We start from the raw sequence: 21,186 nt of genomic DNA on the forward strand, positions 1-21,186 counted from the left end.
GTTCCCGCTAGTCTTCCTGCTTGCGCAGGAACAGGAGGCTGAGCCCCGTCAGAATAGGGATGAAAAGGGCGAGCTTGAGCAGGCTCATCGAAAGATCTGCGAAGCCCAGCGCCTTGGTGAATGCGCCAACGCTGATCTGCAGAAAATAGGTCATCGGGAAGCCGATCCCCATGATCGCGGGAAGCCCCGCCAGAGACGAGACCGGCGTGAGCATCCCGGAAAATTGGGTGGCTGGCAGGATCGTGAGGATCACCGTGCCGAACAGGGCGGCGATCTGCGTGCGGCAAAACGCCGATATCAACATTCCGATGCCGGTTGTCGCCGTAACGTAGAGCAATGCGCCAAGAAAGAGCGTTGCAAAGCTTCCTCTCAACGGGACGCCGAAGATGAAAATGCCGATGAGGCATAAAACCGCGAAATTGACCATCGCGATTGCAACATAGGGGATCTGCTTGCCGAGCAGGAATTCAATGCGGGTCACCGGAGTGACGTAGAGATTTGTGATCGATCCAAGCTCTTTTTCTCGCACGATGGAAAGCGCCATCAACACGGCTGGAATCATAACCAGCAGGAGAGCGATCGTGCCCGGCGCCTGGGCATAGATGCTGTCGAAATCCTGATTATAAAGGAACCGCGTTTCGATTCTTGCCCACACCGGCGGATTTGTGTTCGCATGGTCGAGCAAGGCGAAATTCTTGTTGCGCAGCGCGTTGCGCGCCTCATCGGATGTAGGGTTGGCGCTCTGCCCCCTGCGCACTGCGTAATCCGTGAGGAACTGCTGGTGCGCGCTTTGCAGATATCCGCGGATCGTCTCGGCCCGAAACGGCATGGAGCCGTCGATCCATGCGCCAACGAAGGTTGGGGTCTTCTTCTTGATGTCGCGGCCGAAGTCGGGCGGGATCTCGATACCGGCCTTGATGTCTCCGGATTGCAGCCGTTTCTCGAGGTCGGCCTGATCGACGATCGGCGCCTTCTCGATAAAGTAGGTCGAGCCGCGCAGTTCTTCGAGATAGGCCCGGCTTTCGTGCGAATTGTCGCGGTCGAGGACGGCGAAAGACAGATTGTTGACGTCGGTCGAGATGCCCGCGCCAAATACAACCATGAGAAAGGCCGTTCCGAGCAGCGCAAAGCCGAGCCGGATTTGATCGCGAAGAAGCTCCAGTCCCTCACGGATCGTGTAGGCGAACAGCCGGCGCGAGCTGAACCATGTCTTCGGGGCCGTTCGCGCGGGCTGTTCTGCGCCGGCGCGCGCGAGCGCTTCGCGGCTGAGAGCGAGGGGCGCATCATTGGCGACCTGCGCACCATTTGCCGCCTCGAGATAGTCGATGAAGGCGTCTTCCAGATTGTTGCATCGGCGCGCTTTGATGATCTCCGTCGGCGTTCCCATCGCAAGAACGCGCCCGGCGTCCATCAGCGCGATGCGGTCGCAGCGCGCGGCCTCGTTCATGAAATGCGTGGAGATAAAAATGGTGACGCCTTCCCTGCGCGAGAGATCGGCGAGCATTTCCCAGAAGTGATCGCGCGCGAGCGGATCGACGCCCGACGTCGGCTCGTCGAGAATGAGAATCTCAGGCTCATGCACAATCGCCACCGCCAGCGAAAGACGTTGGCGAATGCCGAGCGGCAGATCAGATGCGCGCTGGCCAAGGTAGGGGCCAAGACCGAAACGATCGACGAGTCCGGCGATCCGCGCATGGGCTTTCTCGCGCGGAAGATGGAACAGGCGGGCGTGGAGATCGAGGTTCTGGCGAACCGTGAGCTCCGTGTAGAGTGAAAACGACTGCGACATATAGCCGACGCGAAAGCGCGCCTTCATGTCCGAGGCGTCAATCGGCTGGCCGAACAGGAAGGCCTGCCCGGCGCTCGCGGGCAGAAGCCCGGTCAGCATTTTCATCGTCGTTGTTTTGCCGCAACCGTTCGATCCCAAAAAACCGAAAATCTCGCCGCGCTCGATAGAGAAACTGACACGATCGACGGCGACGAAATTGCCGAAGCACCGGGTCAGCGCGTGGGCGACGATGACGGGCTTGCCATCGCTCCCGCGACGCGGCGGAATGACGAGAGGCTCGCGCCCGCGGCGACGCTCTTCTGGCAAAAGCGCGATGAAGCTTTCTTCGAGAGAGAGCGAACCGGCCTTGGCCTTCAGGTCAGATGGCGATCCGGCGGCAAGGATGCGCCCCGCATCCATCGCCACCAGCCAATCAAATTGTTCGGCTTCCTCCATGTAGGCCGTTGCGACGATAACGCTCATGCCCGGGCGCTCTGCGCGCATGCGAGCGATGAGGCTCCAGAATTGTCGCCTTGAAAGCGGATCGACCCCGGTGGTCGGCTCGTCCAGGATCAAGAGGTCCGGATCGTGGATAAGTGAGCAGCAAAGGCCGAGCTTCTGGCGCATGCCGCCGGAGAGCTTGCTCGCGGGCCTGTCAGGGAAAGGGTCAAGGCCCGTCGCCGTCAGGAGCGCCCTGATGCGATGCTCCCGTTCTTCTCTGGATTGACCAAACAGCCTGCCAAAGAATGTAATGTTCTCGTAGACGCTGAGGTCGGGATAGAGGTTCTTTCCGAGCCCTTGCGGCATATAGGCGATCCGCGGGCAGATCTCGGCGCGCCTGCGAGCATCGCCAAGGTCCGCCCCGAGCGCGAAAACCTTGCCCGATTGAATGCGGCGGGCGCCGGCGATAAGGCTCAGCAGTGATGATTTTCCGACGCCATCGGGACCGATGAGCCCGACCGTGCCACCCGCGGGAAACGCAATCGTCACATCATCGAGCGCGACAGTCGCCCCATATCGCAGCGAAACCCCGCGCAGCTCGCTCACGGCCTCGCCATGGGGCGCCGTCATTGGGATGGCGGTCCCTGCAACACAGCGGGCCACGGCCGTTTGGGATCGAGATTGACATAGGCCCGGCCCGGCAAACCGGTGCGCACATCGGCGGCATGCGCAAGCAAAAGGCCGCGGTCGACCCGCACTTTCACCCGGAACATGAGCTTGTCGCGCTCGTCTTCCGTCTCAACGGCTTTCGGCGTGAACTGAGCCTGCGTGGCGACGAAGGAGACATGCGCCGGGATGGGGAACTTCGGCCAGGCGTCGAGCACGATTCGGGCCTCCGAACCAGGCTTGAGGCGGCCGGCGGCGGCGGTCGGCAAATAAATGTTCATGTACACATCTGAAATGTCGAGCATCGTGAAGACCCGGCCGCCCGCCGGGAGCACTTCTCCGACGTTGGCGATGCGATACTGAATGCGGCCAACCGTAGGCGCCACCAAAGTATTGTCGGCGATGTTGACCTTATTGAGCTCGACATTATGCGTCGCCGCGTCCAGCGCATGGGTGGCTTGGCCTACACGCTCCTGCGCGGCTGTCAGCGCCGCGGCGGCGCCGTCGAGAGCCTGACGGCGCTGATCGAGCAATTCATGCGTCGCATATCCGCGCGTGACGAGCGCCGATGTGCGGTCGATTTCCTTCTGGGCGAGGGTCACCTGGGTAACTTGCTGCGCGACATTGGCGCGGGCCTCCTCGAGCGTTCGCTGCGCTTGCTGAACCTGAGCCTCGGTCGCCTTGAGCGTAGCTTCGAGGTCTCGTGTATCCATGCGCGCGACGACCTGACCCGCCGTGACGATATCGCCTTCGTCCGCCAGCCGCTCGGCCAGGCGTCCAGCGAATTTTGTGTCGATATCAATTTCCTCGGCCTCGATCCGGCCATTCCCCGATACGATCCAAACCGGAAGGCGCGCCTGCTGCTGGCGCCACCAATAGAACCCGCCGCCGGCGAGGCCTGCAAAGATGACGACCAGCCCGAGGAGCACCCGCCAGCTCGGCCTATGCCGTGCGGGAGTCACATGGCCAGGCAGCGCCGGAAGCGCCTCTCGTGTCGGCACGGGCACGAGAGCGGCGCCGGGGGCCGCGACGGGAAGCCCCGGCGCCTCGGCCGGCGCGATCTCGACCGGCCTCCCTTGACCGGAAGAAACCGGCGTTTCAATTGGTTCTGTTGGCACTCGCACACCTGCTCAGGGACCGACGAGCCGCACCTCAGTCCAAAATGGGAGGACCTCATGGAATGGCGCCCGTCTGCGAAGAAAAGCGCCGGTTTTCCGCCCAAGGGCGTTCTGCCACAGTTTTGCCTTCGCTTTGGCAATTCTATTGTGGCGTCCGGCGCCGATCAATGTATTGAGCGCAATCAATCGACGCCCCAACGCGGGATAGCGCGCGTCGGACGACGGAGCCGATCGGCGGAGTTAACAATTTAATCTATTTCGCCATCATATTATATTCATAAAAAATGCTGGCTTTGGGTCTGGAGTTTCGCACCGCGCCGAAGCTATAATGGTGTTCGTGACCGCGAACGCCGCCTTCACATTTGAGAAGCGGCCAAAACCGGCTCGCCAAGCCGTCCAATGGTTCGTTCGATGCCTGCCCACGTCAAGTTCCTCGCCCGACATGCCCTGGTCGGGTTCTCGATCGGCCTTCTGGCGGTCGTTGCGATCGTCTGGCTGGATCTCTTCAACGTCGGCTCGCTCATCGCCGGCTCGAGTCAGCGCTGGATGGCGTATGGAATGCTAAGCTTCGTGTTCGGCCTGACGTTCGGGAGTCTACAGATGGGCTTTGCGATCATGCTGCTCCCCTATGGGGATGAAAGCGATGCGTCAGACTAAATGATTATATAATAACCATTTTGCGCGATCCGGTGTAATTCGACATCAGCTTAAGCGGTGAATTTCGCCGCTGACAATCGCGGGTCGCAAAACAGTGGCGCTCTCTCGCTAACTGGCCGGGCCGCCCATTCAAGAAGCAAAAACTTTATGCTAGGCATTGTGCGTTTGGCGCTTGCGCGCCCCTATACATTCGTGGTCATGGCGATCTTGATCGCCATTTTCGGCGTCCTCTCCGCGATTCGGACGCCGACGGATATTTTTCCAAATATCGGCATTCCCGTCATCAGCGTTATCTGGAGCTACAATGGCTTGCCGCCGGATGATATGGCGGGCCGCATCATATCGATCTATGAGCGAGCCGTTTCGACAACGGTCAACGACATCGAGCATACTGAATCGCAATCGTTTCCAACCTATGGCGTCGTCAAGATCTATTTCCAGCCGACGGTGAACATCAACGCCGCGCAGGCGCAGGTGACAGCCATCTCGCAGACGATTTTGAAGCAGCTTCCGGCCGGCATCAACCCGCCCCAGATTCTCGTTTACAACGCATCGAGCGTCCCGATCATCCAACTCACACTGTCCAGCGACACAGTGTCGCAGACAAAGCTGAATGACTACGCCGCGAACTTCATACGGCCAGCGCTCGCCGTCATTCCCGGCGCGCAAATGCCTTCGCCCTATGGCGGCATGGCGCGACAGGTGCAGATCGACCTCGATCAGAGCGCGCTGCACTCCCACGGCCTTTCGGCGAAGGATGTCGTCAACGCGCTTGCCGTGCAGAATTTGATCACGCCGGTCGGCACCGAGAAGATCGGTCCGTTCGAATATACCGTTAATCTTAACGACTCGCCGACGAAGATCGCAGATTTCAACAATATGCCGATCAAGGTCGTCAACGGCACCGTCGTCTTCATGCGCGACGTCGCCTTCGTCCACGACGGCTCGCCGCCGCAAACGAATGTGGTGCAGACGGAAGGCCACAAGGCTGTGCTGATCTCGATCGTGAAGAATGGCTCTGCTTCGACGCTCGACATCATCGATGGCGTCAAGAGGCTGCTGCCGTCGATCGAGCAGACGCTGCCGCCGGGCGTCAATCTCAAATTCGTCAATGACCAGTCCAGTTTCGTCAAGGCGTCCGTCGCCAACGTCGTGCGTGAAGGCGTCATCGCCGCGACGCTGACCGCGGTGATGATCCTGACATTCCTTGGCAGCTGGCGCTCCACTCTGATCATCACGATCTCAATCCCGCTGGCGATCCTCGTCTCGCTCACCGTTCTTTCGCTGCTCGGCGAAACGATCAATGTGATGACGCTCGGCGGCCTCGCGCTCGCGATCGGCATCCTGGTCGATGACGCCACGGTGACAATCGAGAACATCAATCGGCATCTGGAGCATGGCCAGGATATCGAAACAGCCGTCATCAGCGGCGCGCATGAAATCATGCCGCCTGCGACGATTGCGCTGTTTTGCATCTGTATCGCCTTTGCGCCTCTCCTTACGCTGGGCGGGGTCGCCGGCTATCTGTTTCGGCCACTGGCCGAGGCGGTCGTGTTCGCCATGGTCGCCTCCTACGCGCTGACCTACACGCTGGTGCCGACGATGGCGCACTTTCTGATGCGCCACCAGCATCACGTCGCGCATGAAGAAGGCGAGGCGCCTCCGACCAAAAATCCGTTCGTGCGGATTCAGCGCGCCTTCGAGCATCAGTTCGAGCGATTGCGCAAGGGTTATATTGGCATATTGCAGTTCGCCCTGTCGTACCGTTTTCGCTTCGCCGGCGGATTTCTCTGTGTCTCCTTGCTGTCTTTGTCTTTGTTCCCCTTTCTCGGGCAAGACTTCTTCCCCTCCGTTGAAGCCGGCGCCATCAAGATTCATGTGCGCGCGCCAAATGGAACGAGAATTGAGGGAACGACGGTGCTATGCGACCAGATCGAACAAAAGATCCGCAGCATCATTCCGCCGCAACGCATCTCGAGCATCGTTGACAACATCGGGCTGCCCAACAGCGGCATCAATCTGTCCTATGGCAACTCGGGAACCATCGGCGTGATGGACGCTGACATCCTCATCTCACTCAACGAAGGAGAGGTTTCGAGCGCAGAGTATGAGAAGATTTTGCGCGAGAAGCTGCCGCGGGCCTTTACCGGCACGACATTCGCGTTCCTTCCCGCCGATATTGTGAGCCAGATCCTCAATTTCGGCTCGCCAGCGCCGATCGACGTGCAGCTCAGCGGTTTCAAGGTGGCGGAAGATCGTGCGTTCGCGAACAAATTGCTGGCGCAGATCCGTCACGTGCCTGGCGTCGCCGATCCGCGCATCCAGGAAGTCTTTCAAGCGCCGGCGCTGAAGGTCGACTTCAACCGCGAATTCGCAGGCGTCGTCGGACTGACCGAAAGCGACGCCTCAACAAGCCTGCAGGACACGCTGTCAGGCAGCGCCCAGACGTCGCCGACCTACTGGCTGAATCCCTCGAACGGCGTCTCCTATCCGGTGTCGATCCAGACCCCGCAATATGACATCGACACACTGGCGGGCCTCAGGAACACGCCCCTTTCGGCCGCTCAGTCGACCCAATTGCTGGGCGCGGTCGCAACCCTTTCGCCGGAGCCGGTCGACGCCGTCGTGTCGCATTATAATATCCGCCCGACCGTCGATATCTATGCGACGACGCAAGGCCGCGATCTAGGCGCCGTCGCCGCGGACATCCAAAAGATCATCGACGAACATCGCGCGGAGTTGCCGCGAGGGTCGCAGATCGTCATCCGGGGCCAGGCCGCCACAATGGCGAGTGCCTTCCAGCAGCTTTATTTCGGTTTGGCCTTCGCGATCGTCCTGATCTACCTTTTGATCGTCGTGAACTTCCAGTCGTGGCTCGACCCGTTCGTCATCATCATGGCGCTGCCAACCGCCCTGGCGGGAATTGTCTGGATGTTGTTCATCACCCACACGACGCTCAGCGTGCCCGCTCTCACCGGCGCGATCATGTGCATGGGAGTCGCGACGGCCAACAGCATCCTTGTCATCAACTTCGCGCGTGACCAGCTCGCCGACGGCAAGGACGCGCTAACCGCCGCGATGGCGGCGGGCGCGACGCGATTCCGGCCCGTGCTGATGACCGCTCTCGCCATGATCATCGGCATGGCCCCCATGGCCATCGAGCCCGGACAGAATGCGCCGCTCGGGCGCGCCGTCATCGGCGGCCTTCTGTTCGCAACTTGCGCGACGTTATTCTTTGTGCCGGCCGTGTTCAGCATCGCGCATCGACGCGAACATGGCCGCAAAGCCAAACCGGCGAAGGCCGCGGAAACATTTTCCAGCCTGCCGTCGCATGCCTGAAATGGAGTGATGATGTCGTCCGAGCCCGTTAAAACCCCGAAGTCTCGTCGCGTTTTGCTCATCGGCTGCGCTGTCGGCGTCGCTGCGATCGGCCTTGCAGTCTCCGGGATCATGGATCGCGCAAAGAGCAAGCAGGAGCTCGAAACCTGGACCAATGAACAGGCGGTTCCAACGGTTCGCCTCGTTCAGGCCGTGCATGGGCCGAGCAACGAGCGGCTTGTTCTGCCAGGCAATGTGAGCGCCTACTACACCGGCTCCCTTTTTGCCCGCGCCAGCGGCTATGTGACCGTCTGGAATAAGGATATCGGCGCACATGTGAAAAAAGGCGATGTGCTCGCGGTCATCGCGGCGCCTGATCTCGATCAGCAGCTTGCTGAGGCGAAGGCGCAGCTTGTCCAGATGCAGGCGGCAGTCACGCAAGCGCAGGCGAATGCGGATCTTGGGCGCGTAACAGATCAGCGCACATCGCGACTCGTGGCGCAGGGCTGGTCAAGCCAGCAGCAGGGCGACACGGATCGGCTGACGGCCGCATCGCGCGTCGCGGCGCTTGAGGTCGCCCGCGCGAACGTGACCGCGCAGCAAGCTGTGGTTAGCCGTCTTGAGGAGCTAACCCGGTTCGAGCGGATCACGGCGCCTTTCGACGGCATCGTCACGGCGCGCACGGTCGACATTGGTGATCTCGTCAATGCCGGCGGCACGTCTGGCAAGGCTCTGTTTCAAGTGTCCGACGTTCATGAGATGCGAATTTATGTGAACGTTCCGCAGGCTTTCCTCGGCGTGATGAAGCCAGGAATCAAGGCAACCCTTGAATTACCTGGCCAGAAAGAGAGATTTGAGGCGACGCTGGTTTCGACCGCGAATGCGATCGTCGAAAATTCGCGAACGGCTCTGGTTGAGTTGCAGGCTCCAAATCCGGACGGCAAGCTCTGGCCCGGAGCGTTCGCCGAGGTGCATTTTCATATTCCCTCCGATCCCGAAACTCTGCGCGTTCCTGCGACCGCCCTTATTTTTGGGCCAAACGGAATGAGCGTGGCGGCGGTTAACAAGGACAGCAAGGTCGAGCTGAAGCAGGTTCGCGTCGGCCGCAACCTTGGCGACGACGTCGAAATCCGCTCCGGCGTGTCGTTGTCGGACCGGCTCATTGACAACCCGCTGGAATCGTTGGCTTCAGGCGATGTCGTTCAGGTTGCCGGCGCATCGCCCGCGCTCAATAAGGAGGCGTCCCGCGCGGAGACGGCGATGTGAAACGGCGATGATCGCCCGTCGCTGATCTTAAATAATTCTTTAATGTTGAAGCTAAGCAGAACGCCTTATGGCTTGTCCTAAGCTGTATCTTGTTGGATACAGCAGCCATCATCCCCGCTTAGCTATCGCATTAAAGGAACAGAAGATGCCGTCCAAGCCAGATGCTCCGCGCGCCAAAACGGCGAGACGCAACGCGCTTTCTACGGTAGCGGCATGTATGGCTCTTGGCCTCGCGGCGCCGGCCCGCGCGGCCGACGCGGCGCCCCCGGATAGCGCGCCCCTGCAATCTTCCGATTCCCCGATCGCCGACTATTTCGCCAACTGGCAGAATCGCGTCGAACAGGCGCAGGCGAGCCAGCCCCACTGGATGACCCCAATGACAACGGTCACCCCGCGGCTCGAACAAGAGTATAGATACGACCAATACAAGCAATATTTGCAAAACGGGGCTCAGATCGACAATTTCGGCGGCGGCAAAGGGCTGGAGCTCATTCCGACGACCACCAATGAAATCCTGCTTAATGTTCCGGCTTATCAGCATCGGTCGAATGTCAAACCGGCCACCGGTTTCGCCGATGGCAACTTCGTCACGATCAAACAACGGCTGCTCAGCGCCAACGAAGAAAATGGGAACTATATTCTCAGCGCTTTTCTTGGGGTGCAAGCGCCGACCGGCATTACCGCCTTTACCAACCGACCAGCCTGGATTGTCACCCCGACGCTGGCAGGCGGCATCGGCTGGGGTGATTTCGATATTCAGGGGACGGTTTCCCTTCCGCTCCCGACCGACAATTTGCACGCCATCGGCTATTCGATCGTCACCAGCGCAACGTTACAATATCATTTCTGGGAATATTTCTGGCCGGAATTCGCCTTCAACGACACTCAGTGGACAAGCGGCGTGCGCGCAGGCCGGAATCAGCTCTTCGTGAGCCCTGGCATCGTTTTCGGCCGTTTTCAGATCTACAAGCGCGTGAAGCTTAGCTTCGGCATCTCCTATCAGGTCGCGGTTGTGCCTGATCACGCCATAACGGTGCCGCTGACGCCTGTGTATAATCACGCATGGCTCTTGAGCATGCGCATGACGTTTTGACCGGTATTTTCTTTGACCTGCGGCGCGGGCGGTCCTCGCTTCGGTTTGGCGCCGCAAGGTAAGGCCTTGACAACAGGTCATTTCAGTCGGGCAGCGGCCTCGTCCGCGCCAACGACTGCCGGGGCGACGCTCTTGCGCTTTCACGCGCACGGCCACCGGCGTTTGCCAGCAATTCTCCGCCACGCCCGATGAACGCCCCTGCCCCGCTTTGACCCCGCGATCCAAGCAGCGGTATAGCGGCCGACCATATAAATTTCGCCCCTTCGCCAGGATCAGACAAGACAAATCTCAGCATCGCAGGCAGCAAGGCGATGTTCCATCGCGCCATTCCTCACGGCGTGCGAAAGCACAGCGAGACGTGGGCGCCCCATCCAGCCGAATCTCGTCTGATAGATGCAGCGATTCGGCATAGCCGCCGTTCCTCGCATTCGGAGCGCCGCGCTTTCCATCTTGGGGAAATTGAACACGATTCGTTGAGCGAGCGGGCGGGCGCGGCTCGCACGAGCCACGATGGCAGGTCAGCGCATCAAGATCAGACATGAACGAGGCATGCCGCGCGGCCTTTCAGCCGCCATATGAATATAGGGCCTCGCCCGCGTTCAGGATGGAATCCGCAACAGCATGTGCAAACAACGTTTGTGAATTGCTTTTTATGGAATTCACTTTTCCGAATAGATCAATAATTTGTCACATAGGATTTAAATATCGAGCGCATACGCCCCCAACCTCTACTTCGATGTGCTTCTCTCTACTTGGCTGCTATTCTCTGGGGGCATAGGTTGAATCAAGATTTGTTATCGACAACGTTGAGCGCTCGACGCGGTGAGCCGCGTTCTTGGGGCGTGGCCCGTGTCCAGGCGTCCTCGAAAGATCGACGCATTCTCAAACTGGCGCTAGCCGCCATTGTCTCCCTCATCGCTTTGGAAGCGAGAGCCGCCGACGACGGGGCCACTGCCGACGAGATTCGTGCGCTGAGAGCGCAGCTGAAGCGTTTGGAAGCCAAGGTCAATGATCAGGCGCGCAAGCAAAAGGAAACGCAGGTCCAGATCCACGATGTGGCGCGCCGGGCGCCCCCGGCGGCCGCAGAATCAATGCCGAGCGGCGTTGCTCTCGGTTCCCTCGGCGGGGTCGCCCCGACCGGCCTCACCGCCGTCGAATCCTCTATCCGCGGCCTGCCGGTGGCGGGGGCGCCGAGCCTTTACATCAATGGCGTCAGCATCACGCCCGGCGGCTTCCTCGCACTCGAAGGTCTGTTCCGCAGCCGATTCGTCGGCGCCGACATCGGCACGCCATATCAAAACATTCCTTACGGAAATGTTCGCACGGGCAGCGCAAATGAATTCCGCTTGAGCGCGCGCCAGAGCCGCGCCTCGCTTCTCGCCAAGGGAGACGTCAATCCGACGACGCATCTCGCCGGCTATATGGAGCTCGACTTCCTCGGCGCCGCCCAGACCGCCAATTCGAACGAGAGCAACTCGTTCACGCCGCGCATCCGGCAAATATACGCAACCGTCGACCAGGAAGATTTCGGCGCGCATCTGCTTGCTGGACAAGCCTGGTCGATGTCGACGATGTATTCCAAGGGACTGGTCCCACGGCAGGAAAATATTCCATTGACCATCGACGCACAGTACGTCGTGGGCTTCACTTGGGCTCGTCAGCCGGGCATCCGGGTCGTCAAGGATTTTGACAAGACTTTCTGGGCCGGCCTTTCCGTAGAAACTCCGCAGACGACATTTGGCGGCTTTACCACGGCAGGCGCAACGGCGGCGACGCTTCCAAGCACGCTCGTCTTCAACCAGGCTCCTCCGGGCGGGTCCTTGTTCAACTCGCTGAACGCGGTTTCCCTCAACCACATGCCGGATATTATCGGTAAGGTCGCCTGGGATCCGACCTTCGAGGGCCACAATGTTCACATGGAGGCCTTCGGGCTCTTCCGCGACTTCTACAGCCAGGTTAACAACAGCAACCAGGATGTTGCCGGAGGCGGTTTCGGCGGCTCCGTCCTCGTATCCCTGCTTCCAAAACAGCTTGAGGCCCAGTTTTCAGCTACGACGGGCCGCGGCATCGGCCGTTATGGCGCAGGACAGCTCCCTGACGTCACATTTAATTGGAACGGCACAATTTCTCCGGTCCAGGAAACGATGCTGCTCGCGGGCTTGACATGGCATCCGACTACGGACCTTGATGTTTATGCCTATGCGGGCGAAGAAACCGAGAACGCCAGCTATTCGAACACGACGACGGGGAGCGCCGTCAATGCTTTCGGCCTCGGCAATCCTCTCTTCTCGAATGCAGGCTGCTCGATCCCCGGATCTACGATCTGCAACGGTAACATTCATTTGATACGCCAAATTACTGCCGGATTGTGGGACAAAATCTACCAGGGTTCATTTGGGCAGTTGCGCGCCGGCTTGCAATACTCATATACCCAGAAGTATTCGTTTCAGGGCATTGGCGGCGGAGCGAAAGCTGATGACAGCATGTTCTTTGGAAGCCTTCGCTATTATCCGTTCTAATATGGCATAATCAATCCAGCGATCTTCGCTGGATGTTTTGGGAGCAGAAGTGTCTGAAGGCAACGTGGACGAACAGAGGCCTCTTCTCCTCGTCGAAGATGAACCAGCTTTGGCGCAGGAGATCGGGAAGGAGCTGGAACGTCTCGGCTATATGGTGAAGGTTGCGACCTCGGAGGCCGCGGGGCTGGAAGCCGCGCGGTCGACTGACGCCGCCCTTCTGATCGTCGACCGGATGCTTGCGAACACTGACAGCCTTTCAATGATCGAAACGTTGCGCGGCGAAGGGAATCGGACTCCGGTCCTTTTCGTGAGCGGCCTCGCAACGGTCGACGAACGGATTCGCGGATTAAAAGCCGGCGGCGACGACTATCTGACAAAGCCGTTCGCCATGGGCGAGCTCGCCGCCCGCGTTGAAGCGTTGCTGCGCAGATCAAATGATGCGCCAACCGTGATGTTGCGCGCTGGTCCCTTGGAACTGGATCTGATCGCGCGCAGCGCGCGGCGCGGAGAGCGCGCGCTCGATCTGCTGCCGACCGAGTTCAAGCTTCTTGAATATCTGATGCGCCGTCCGGGCCAGGTTGTAACGCGAGCCATGCTGCTTGAGGACGTATGGCATTACCGCTTTCTGCCCCAGACGAATTTAGTCGACGTTCACATCGGCAAACTGCGGCGAAAGATGGATATGGGAGGGGAGCCCACGCTGATTCGCAGCGTGCGCCGGTCCGGGTTCAGGCTTGATGTGGACGCCGATCGCTAATCTTCGCCGATCCGCGACATTTCGCCTCGCCGTCTTCTTTGCATTCGCAATCGTAGCTGCAACGTCGCTGGTGCTCGCCTTCGTCTATTGGCAGGTCGATAAGTCAGACACCGCACATTTCCACAGATTGCTCGTTGATGAGGCCGCAGCCGTCATCGACGAGCCGGAGAGCCAACTGCGGCGCCAACTTGAGCTGCGGCTGACGCGAGACCTGCGCCGGGTCGACTACGCTGCTCTTTTCGACGTCGGCGGAAAGCACGTTTTCGGCAATGTCGCAGCGCTGCCCGACGATCTTCCGATCGACGGCGGCGCCCATCTTGTGGAAGTTCCGGCGCGTTTCGTCGGCCCGGGAGGCAAAAATGAGCCGGCATTGTTCGTCGCGCGCAGGCGCCCCGATGGCGGCGTTCTGCTGTTCGGCCGAAACCTCTATGAGGTTTACATCTTCCGGCAATTTGTCCTTGAAGCGCTCGCCCTTGGCATAGCGCCAACCATCGTGCTGGCTCTCATCATCGGGTCGATTTTCAGCGTGCGCGCAGCGCGTCGGCTGAAATCGATCAACGGCCAAATCATGCGCATTATGCACGGCGACCTGAACGAGCGGCTCCCTACGCATAGCTCAAGCGACGATCTCGATCACGTCGCGAGAGCGGTCAATATCATGCTTGACGAGATCGTGCGGCTGCTCGAGCAGATCAAAAGCGTTGGCGACAACATAGCCCATGATCTGCGGACCCCCTTAGCGGTGATGCGGGCCAGACTGGAGCGTAGCCTTGAAAGCGATTCCGTTGAGACCTTGCGCGCGGCGGGCGAAAAAGCGATCGCCGACCTTGACCATGCGCTGACAACGGTCTCAGCCCTCTTGCGCATTTCCGAGATTGAACATGGACGCAAGACAAGCAGCTTTTCCGAAGTCGACCTTAAAGAGGTTTGCGTTAATACATTCGACCTGTTCGAACCCTTGGCCGCGGAGAAATCGATCGCCTTCACGATCGATGCGCCGGCGCCGCTGTTGGTCGCGGGCGATTTCGATCTTCTCGTTGAGGCCGTCGCCAATCTCATTGACAACGCCATCAAGTTCACGCCGACCGGCGGCTCCGTGAAGATTATAGCGAAAATGACCCCCAACGGCCCGCTTGTGCGCGTATCGGATACCGGCCCCGGCGTTGCGCTTTCCGACCGCGGCAGCATCTTCAAGCGATTCTACCGCTCCGAAAAAAATCGACATATTCCGGGCGCCGGTCTGGGATTAAGCATGGCCGCCACCATCGCTCGTTTGCACGGGTTTGATCTTCGCGTCGCCGATAATCACCCGGGGGCCGCGTTCGAGATGGCGGCGCGGGGGGTTGATCAGTCAAACGCATCCCCTTCGCAGGACCATAGCCGGCTTGCGCAGATTCCACCGACGCCGTCAAATGCAGCGGCTCAAAGTATAAAATAGCATTCATGAAATGGCGCTCTCCTCGCAGAGCATAAAAATCATTTTATGCCATTTTTCTACACAGACAATCTTATAAACACTATCTAGTATCCAAAATACGGCAAAGGCATAAGTCGTCGCGTCAGCTCGCAACTACTGGAGCACTCGATGAGGACCGTAACACGCATAGCGGCGGATCGCTTGGACTACGATCGTTCGGATCAGCACGGTCGTGAAGGTCTCGGCGAGAGCCCATCCAGTTCCAAAACTTCCGGCAAAGTCGCCAACTGAGATTCAGGCTGAATAGCTGAGGAGCCGCAGCCGGCTTCTCGAGCAGCCTGATACGGAGCGGTCGCGTCGCGCCCCCCTTGCGATCGCTCTTTCAGAGCCCCGGGCGTTTGCTCCCCAACGGCGCCCGGGGTTCGCCTTGGATATTTCCGGCGTCGCGATTCCCGCGCATGGCGCGGCGAAGGGGCGATCAAGCTGGTAAAAGGCGGCGAGCCGCCGTCGCGGCGATAGTCTCCGTCCGCGTGGCGCGTGCGGACAGGCTTTCGTTCAATCGGGACGCCCGCTTCCACAAGATCCCAAAGGCGGCCATTGTCTGCCGTTATCGCGTCCGGGAAATGCGATCATGCGATAAATCTTGGCGACCAAAGCCAATGATCTGCGTTTGCAGCTCAGCCCGCAGTTTTCTGGCGGAGAAGAGACATGAAGCAGATGATTTGGCTAGTCGCGTCCGGCGTGACGCTCGCATCCACCCTGGCTCTCGCTCAACCGGCGAAGATTGGGACGACGCCCGCCGGCGATATTCTCGAAGCGCCCGGCGGCCATGCCTTGTACGTCTATGATGGCGATAAGATCGACCTTGGACAGCAGGGGAAGTCCTCGTGCAATGGCGAATGCGCGCAGCGATGGCCGCCTTTCTCAGCAGGCGTCGATGCGCAATCGATGGGGGATTGGGGCATCATCCTCCGCGAGGATGGATCAAGGCAGTGGACCTATAAGGGACGCCCGCTTTACACTTGGACACAGGATACGGCTCCTGGACAAATCAATGGCAACGGCTATCAGGGAAATAAATGGCATGTTGCAAAGCCCTAGCCGAGCGGGGTCGCGCAAGACGGGCTGCCTTACATTTCCGGCAACTCGTCGGCGCTTCGCCAGCCGAACCGCGGAGCCGCGACGCTCGATAGCGGCGCACAAAATTCCCTTCGCCTGAACCCCGCCCTGGCTCTGCGGACCCGCTCGCGGGACTCCCTCAGCGCGGGACGCCAAAGTCAGGGGAACCCGAAGGCCCATTCAGGGTTATTGCGCTGCGCCGCGATTCGAGATGCACTCTCTCGTCCTTCGTTCCGGACGTGAGCCCTGGACCCGCAACAGATGACCCCAATTCGGCGCACTGCAGTCAACCGCGGGCTTGAGGCCCACAGCGCCTCGCGTTCGCGGTGTGACTTTCTGATGCCCAAAACACTGTTCCAAGCTGCTGTGGCCCCGGCGCTGGCGGCGCACATATGAGCGCGCGCGTTCATCGCACGCCAGGCGGCGCTGTGCTCGAGCCAAACGGCTGCGTGCGTTTTCGCCTCTGGGCGCCTGCAGCTGAAAAAGTCGGCCTGCTGCTGAACGAACGCGCCATGCCGCTACCCATGACACTGAAGCCCGGCGGCTGGCATGAGCTCGTGGCAAACGCGGAGCCCGGCAGCCGCTACCAATTTGTGATGGCTGACGGCGCGAGGGTTCCAGATCCCGTTTCTCGCTTCCAGCCGTATGATATACATGGCCCAAGCGAGGTCATTGACGCGGCATCCTATCGATGGTCGACAAACTGGACCGGCAGGCATTGGAGCGAGATCGTTCTTTATGAGCTGCATATCGGCGCTTTCACCAAGGACGGCACGTTTCGAGCCGCCATGGGAAAGCTCGGCCATCTCGCCGCGCTGGGCGTCACCGCGATCGAGATTATGCCGGTCGCGGATTTTCCGGGCCGGCGCAATTGGGGCTATGACGGCGCGCTGCTCTATGCGCCGGACTCGTCCTACGGCCGCCCCGAAGACTTCAAGGCGCTGGTCGAGGCCGCGCATGGGTGCGGAATCGCGGTACTGCTCGACGTCGTTTACAATCATTTCGGACCGGAGGGAAACTACCTTCCTCTCTATGCTCCCGAATTCTTCAACAAAGGGCGGACGACGCCCTGGGGCGACGCCATCAACTACGACGGCGCCGGAAGCGAGGCTGTCCGGGAGTTCGTCATTCACAATGCATTATACTGGCTCGAAGAGTTCTATCTCGATGGCCTGCGCTTCGACGCAACCCACGCGATCATCGACGAAAGCGCCAGGCATGTTCTTGACGAAATCGCCGAACGCGCGCGCGCCTTTACGGATCGGCCGATTCATTTGCTGCTGGAAAACGAGGAAAATGAAACGCGGCGCATCGCGCCTGAGGCCTGCGCCCCGCCCCACTTCACGGCGCAATGGAATGATGATCTTCATCATGTATTGCACGTCGCGGCGACGCGCGAGCGCAGCGGCTATTACGCCGATTACCAAGGCCGCACGGATCTGCTCGCCGCGGCGCTGGCCGAGGGTTTCGCTTATCAGGGCGAGATCATGCCCTATCGAGGCGCGCCGCGCGGCGAACCTTCGGCGTTCCTGCCCCCGAGCGCTTTTGTCGCTTTCATTCAGAACCATGACCAGATCGGCAATCGGGCCTTTGGCGAGCGTCTCGGGATGATAGCGCCGGCCCATGTCATGCGCGCGCTTTCCGCCGTCTATCTGCTGTTGCCGCAGATCCCTATGATGTTTATGGGAGAGGAATGGGGCGCTCAGCAACCCTTCCCGTTCTTCTGTGATTTCGAGGGGGACCTCGCCGAGGCCGTGCGCAAAGGCCGTCGTGAGGAGTTCGCGCGCTTTCCTGAATTCGCCGATCCAAAACAGCGCGAGCGCATTCCAGATCCGCTCGCCGAAGCGACGTTCGAAAGCGCGAAGCTCGACTGGTCCCGCATGGACCAGGCCCATTGCGAGCGATACCGAGCGCTGATCTCTGTCCGCAAGCGTGAGATCACGCCCCGGCTGAATCAAATTACGCGCGGCGGCGAAAGCGTCATTCACGGGGAGAGCGCTGTTGAAGTGCGTTGGAGCGCAGGCGCCAATGAGACACTGACGCTGGCGGCTAATCTTTCGGACAGGCGGATTGCCTTTCCGCCGTCGCGCGGTCGCAGCCTCTGGTCCGAAGGCCCTTGCGAACCCGCCCTCGGGCCGTGGTCGGTGCGCTGGTCGCTGGAGGCGCCGCAATGACGCCCCGCGCCACCTACCGCCTGCAGTTTCACGCCGGCTTTCGCTTTGAGGACGCAGCTCGTCTCGCACCCTACATCAGCGAGCTTGGGATCAGTCATGTCTATGCCTCGCCCTACCTAAGGGCGCGCCCCGGCAGCCCGCATGGTTACGACATCACCGATCATCTGTCGCTCAATCCAGAACTTGGCGACGAGCAGGATTTTCGCAACATGTCGGCAGCGTTCATCGCTGCGGGACTTGGCCAGATCCTTGACTTCGTGCCGAACCACATGGGAGTCGGCGGCGCCGACAATCCGTTCTGGCTCGATGTGCTGGAATGGGGGCCGGGAGCAGACTACGCCGGGTGGTTTGACATAGACTGGGATTCCGATAATCGCTACTTGCATGACAAGCTGTTGGTTCCCTTTTTGGGCGATCAATATGGCGTCGAACTTGAAGCCGGCAAGCTCAAAATCAAATTCGACGCGGATGAAGGCGGTCTCGCCGTCTGGGCTTATGACGCCCATAAGCTTCCTTTGTGCCCGCTGCACTATCAGATGGTGCTCGGACAAGACGACGCCGAGCTCGAGCGTCTCGGCGACATGTTCGCCGACCTGATGCAATGGCGGCCGCAAGTCAACGAGCGCGCCCGTGAGCTCAAGCAAAGGCTGGCGGCGCTCATTCGCGACCGGCCGAACGCCAGGATCGCCTTGGAGCGATCCATCAAGGGCCTCAATGACGACTGGAGAGCGCTCGACGCCGTGGTCCGGAAGCAGTTCTGGCGGATCGCTTTTTTTGGCGTCGCTGGCGACGACATCAATTATCGCAGATTCTTCAACATTAATGATCTCGCCGGCCTTCGCATGGAGCTACCGGCGGTGTTCCGCCATGCGCACGCGCTGATCATGCGTTTGATCAAAGAGGGCGTCCTCGACGGCTTGCGCATCGACCACATCGATGGCCTGCTCGATCCCAAGGCTTATCTCGACTGCCTTCACGCCACGACGCCGCGTCCAATCTATACGGTCGTCGAGAAAATCCTCGCGTCGCATGAGTCGCTTCGCTCCGACTGGAAAGTTGAGGGCGCGACCGGCTATGATTTCGCCAATCTAGCCCTCGGCGTGCTTGTCAACTCCGCGAGCGAGGAACGCTTTACCGATACCTACAAAAACTTCACCGGCTGTGTCGCGCCGTTTGCGACAATCGTTTATGATTCCAAGATTCGCATCATGGAGAACGAGATGGCGAGCGAGCTCAACGCGCTCGGCCGCGACGCCGCGCGCGTCGCTCGCCAAAACCCCATGAGCGCTGATTTCACCAAGCAGATCCTGCAAAGAGCGATCAAACAAATCGCCGCGTGCTTTCCCGTCTATCGCACCTACATCGAATTCGACGCCGAGAGCGACGGGGCTGACCGCCGCGATCTTGATTGGGCGGTGGCGCAGGCGCGCCGCATTGATCGCGCCATCGATCCGACGGTGTTTGATTTCCTGAACAAGGCGCTGTCGGGCAAGCTTACGGCGGAGGCCAAGAGCGGTTTCAGCCGGGTCAGCGTCCTGCGTCTTGCCATGAAGCTTCAACAGTATACCGGTCCTGTGATGGCCAAAGGCGTCGAGGACACCGCCTTCTATCGCTACAATCGCTTTGTGGCGCTGAACGAAGTGGGCGGCGAACCACACCGGTTCGGCGTCACGACGCTCGCCTTCCACAAAGCCAACGCCGAACGCGCCAGACATTGGCCACACGCCATGCTCGCGACCTCGACGCATGACACCAAACGTGGGGAGGATGCGCGCGCGCGGCTCGCGGCCCTGTCGGATATTCCGGAAGAATGGGCGCGGCAGGTTCAGATCTGGAGCCGCTTGTTGCGCGCCCGTCGCGGCGAAATCGAAGGCGGCGCGGCGCCGGATCGGAACGACGAATATCTATTCTATCAACTTCTTCTCGGGTCCTGGCCGATCGAGATGCTGGATCGTCCTGACGCGGCCGCTCTTGAGGCCTACGCCTTGCGCGTCAAAGAGGCGCTGCGGAAATCCATGCGCGAGGCCAAGCTTCATTCTTCCTGGTCGGCGCCCAATGCTGACTATGAGGACGCGATGCAATCTCTCGCCAGCGCCGCGCTCGACCCGAACAACGCAGGCTTCCTGTCAAGCTTCCTTCCGTTTGCGCGGCGTGTGGCGCGGCTCGGCGTCGAGAACAGCCTGGCGCAGCTGGTCCTGAAGCTCACCGCGCCCGGAATGCCCGATATTTACCAAGGCTGCGAGCTGTGGGATCTTTCATTAGTCGACCCTGACAACCGCCGCCTGGTCGATTTTGCATCCCGACAGAACGCTTTGCGTTCCGTCCTCGTGGCCATCGCCGGAAACCGCGGCCCGGCGTTGCGCGAGCTCATGGATCATTGGCAGGATGGCCGCGTCAAGATGGCCGTGACGGCGCTGCTGCTCGGTCTGCGCAAACAGAAAGAAGCGCTGTTTGCAAACGGCGATTATGAAGCTCTACAGCTTTCCGGCGACAAATCCGAACGCGCGCTTGGCTTTGCGAGAGCGCACGGCGACGCCGCGATCATCGTACTGATCGCCCGCTTCCCCGGCCTGCGCGAGCAAGATCCCGGCTGGGGCGCGACGACGGCGCAGCTGCCAAAGGGGCGCTGGACCGACGTCTTGACCGAATGCTCCTTTGAAAGCGGCGACGCCGCATTCCCCCTCGCAAAAATCTTCGCCGCCCTGCCTGCCGCCGTCCTCGTCAAGTCTTCGCCTTCGTGATCACAGGCTGTGCCCTTACCGAGCAGGGACGGTTCCGAGCTGGCGGAAGGAGCTTTGGCGAAGCCAGAATTGACGGATCGCATCGTATGGTCGACCGCCGCGGTCTTGCGTCTGACCATTGGTCGTCAGCAG

General features: G+C 60.2%; 12 protein-coding genes. 10 read left to right on the top strand and 2 right to left on the bottom strand.

Annotation, left to right across the window (positions count from 1 at the left end):
• Nucleotides 1–7: 7 nt before the first annotated feature.
• Nucleotides 8–2,839 carry a ribosome-associated ATPase/putative transporter RbbA gene (gene rbbA / locus SIN04_RS09395; protein WP_134488588.1) on the bottom strand — a complete coding sequence of 944 codons (2,832 nt, stop codon included), beginning with the start codon at nt 2,837–2,839 and terminating at the stop codon, nt 8–10.
• Nucleotides 2,836–3,993 carry an HlyD family secretion protein gene (locus tag SIN04_RS09400; protein ID WP_244605746.1) on the bottom strand — a complete coding sequence of 386 codons (1,158 nt, stop codon included), beginning with the start codon at nt 3,991–3,993 and terminating at the stop codon, nt 2,836–2,838. The genes rbbA and SIN04_RS09400 overlap by 4 nt, the downstream gene beginning before the upstream one ends.
• A 411-nt stretch (nt 3,994–4,404) precedes the next feature.
• Here SIN04_RS09400 and SIN04_RS09405 point away from each other — a divergent pair, with 411 nt between their 5' ends.
• From SIN04_RS09405 to treY, 10 genes are all read left to right on the top strand, one after another.
• A complete protein-coding gene (locus SIN04_RS09405; RefSeq protein ID WP_134488590.1) occupies nt 4,405–4,650 on the top strand; it encodes a hypothetical protein in 246 nt (81 codons plus the stop codon).
• Between the two features lie 147 nt (nt 4,651–4,797).
• The gene (locus SIN04_RS09410; protein WP_134488592.1) at nt 4,798–7,989 is read left to right on the top strand and encodes an efflux RND transporter permease subunit; all 3,192 of its coding nucleotides are present in this window, start codon (nt 4,798–4,800) and stop codon (nt 7,987–7,989) included.
• 9 nt (nt 7,990–7,998) lie between these two features.
• Nucleotides 7,999–9,234 (top strand): efflux RND transporter periplasmic adaptor subunit, encoded by a 1,236-nt coding sequence (locus SIN04_RS09415; RefSeq protein ID WP_134488594.1) that lies wholly within the window; start codon nt 7,999–8,001, stop codon nt 9,232–9,234.
• Between the two features lie 376 nt (nt 9,235–9,610).
• A complete protein-coding gene (locus SIN04_RS09420) occupies nt 9,611–10,327 on the top strand; it encodes a hypothetical protein (RefSeq protein ID WP_134488596.1) in 717 nt (238 codons plus the stop codon).
• A gap of 842 nt (nt 10,328–11,169) precedes the next feature.
• Entirely contained in the window at nt 11,170–12,846 is a 1,677-nt protein-coding gene (locus SIN04_RS09425) for a hypothetical protein (protein WP_134488598.1), read from the top strand.
• 49 nt (nt 12,847–12,895) lie between these two features.
• Complete coding sequence (locus SIN04_RS09430) at nt 12,896–13,603, top strand: response regulator transcription factor (protein ID WP_244605748.1); 708 nt, start codon at nt 12,896–12,898, stop codon at nt 13,601–13,603.
• Nucleotides 13,584–15,041, top strand: coding sequence for a sensor histidine kinase (locus SIN04_RS09435; RefSeq protein ID WP_134488600.1), 1,458 nt, complete (start codon nt 13,584–13,586; stop codon nt 15,039–15,041). Before SIN04_RS09430 ends, SIN04_RS09435 begins: the two co-directional genes overlap by 20 nt.
• Nucleotides 15,042–15,728: 687 nt before the next feature.
• The gene (locus SIN04_RS09440; RefSeq protein ID WP_134488602.1) at nt 15,729–16,121 is read left to right on the top strand and encodes a hypothetical protein; all 393 of its coding nucleotides are present in this window, start codon (nt 15,729–15,731) and stop codon (nt 16,119–16,121) included.
• A 410-nt stretch (nt 16,122–16,531) separates the two neighbouring features.
• Nucleotides 16,532–18,313, top strand: a complete 1,782-nt coding sequence (gene treZ, locus SIN04_RS09445; RefSeq protein ID WP_341264393.1) for a malto-oligosyltrehalose trehalohydrolase — start codon at nt 16,532–16,534, stop codon at nt 18,311–18,313.
• Complete coding sequence (treY, locus tag SIN04_RS09450; RefSeq protein WP_341264394.1) at nt 18,310–21,054, top strand: malto-oligosyltrehalose synthase; 2,745 nt, start codon at nt 18,310–18,312, stop codon at nt 21,052–21,054. Before treZ ends, treY begins: the two co-directional genes overlap by 4 nt.
• Nucleotides 21,055–21,186: the final 132 nt, after the last annotated feature.

The organism is Methylocella tundrae (assembly GCF_038024855.1).
Taxonomy (GTDB): Bacteria; Pseudomonadota; Alphaproteobacteria; order Rhizobiales; family Beijerinckiaceae; genus Methylocapsa; species Methylocapsa tundrae.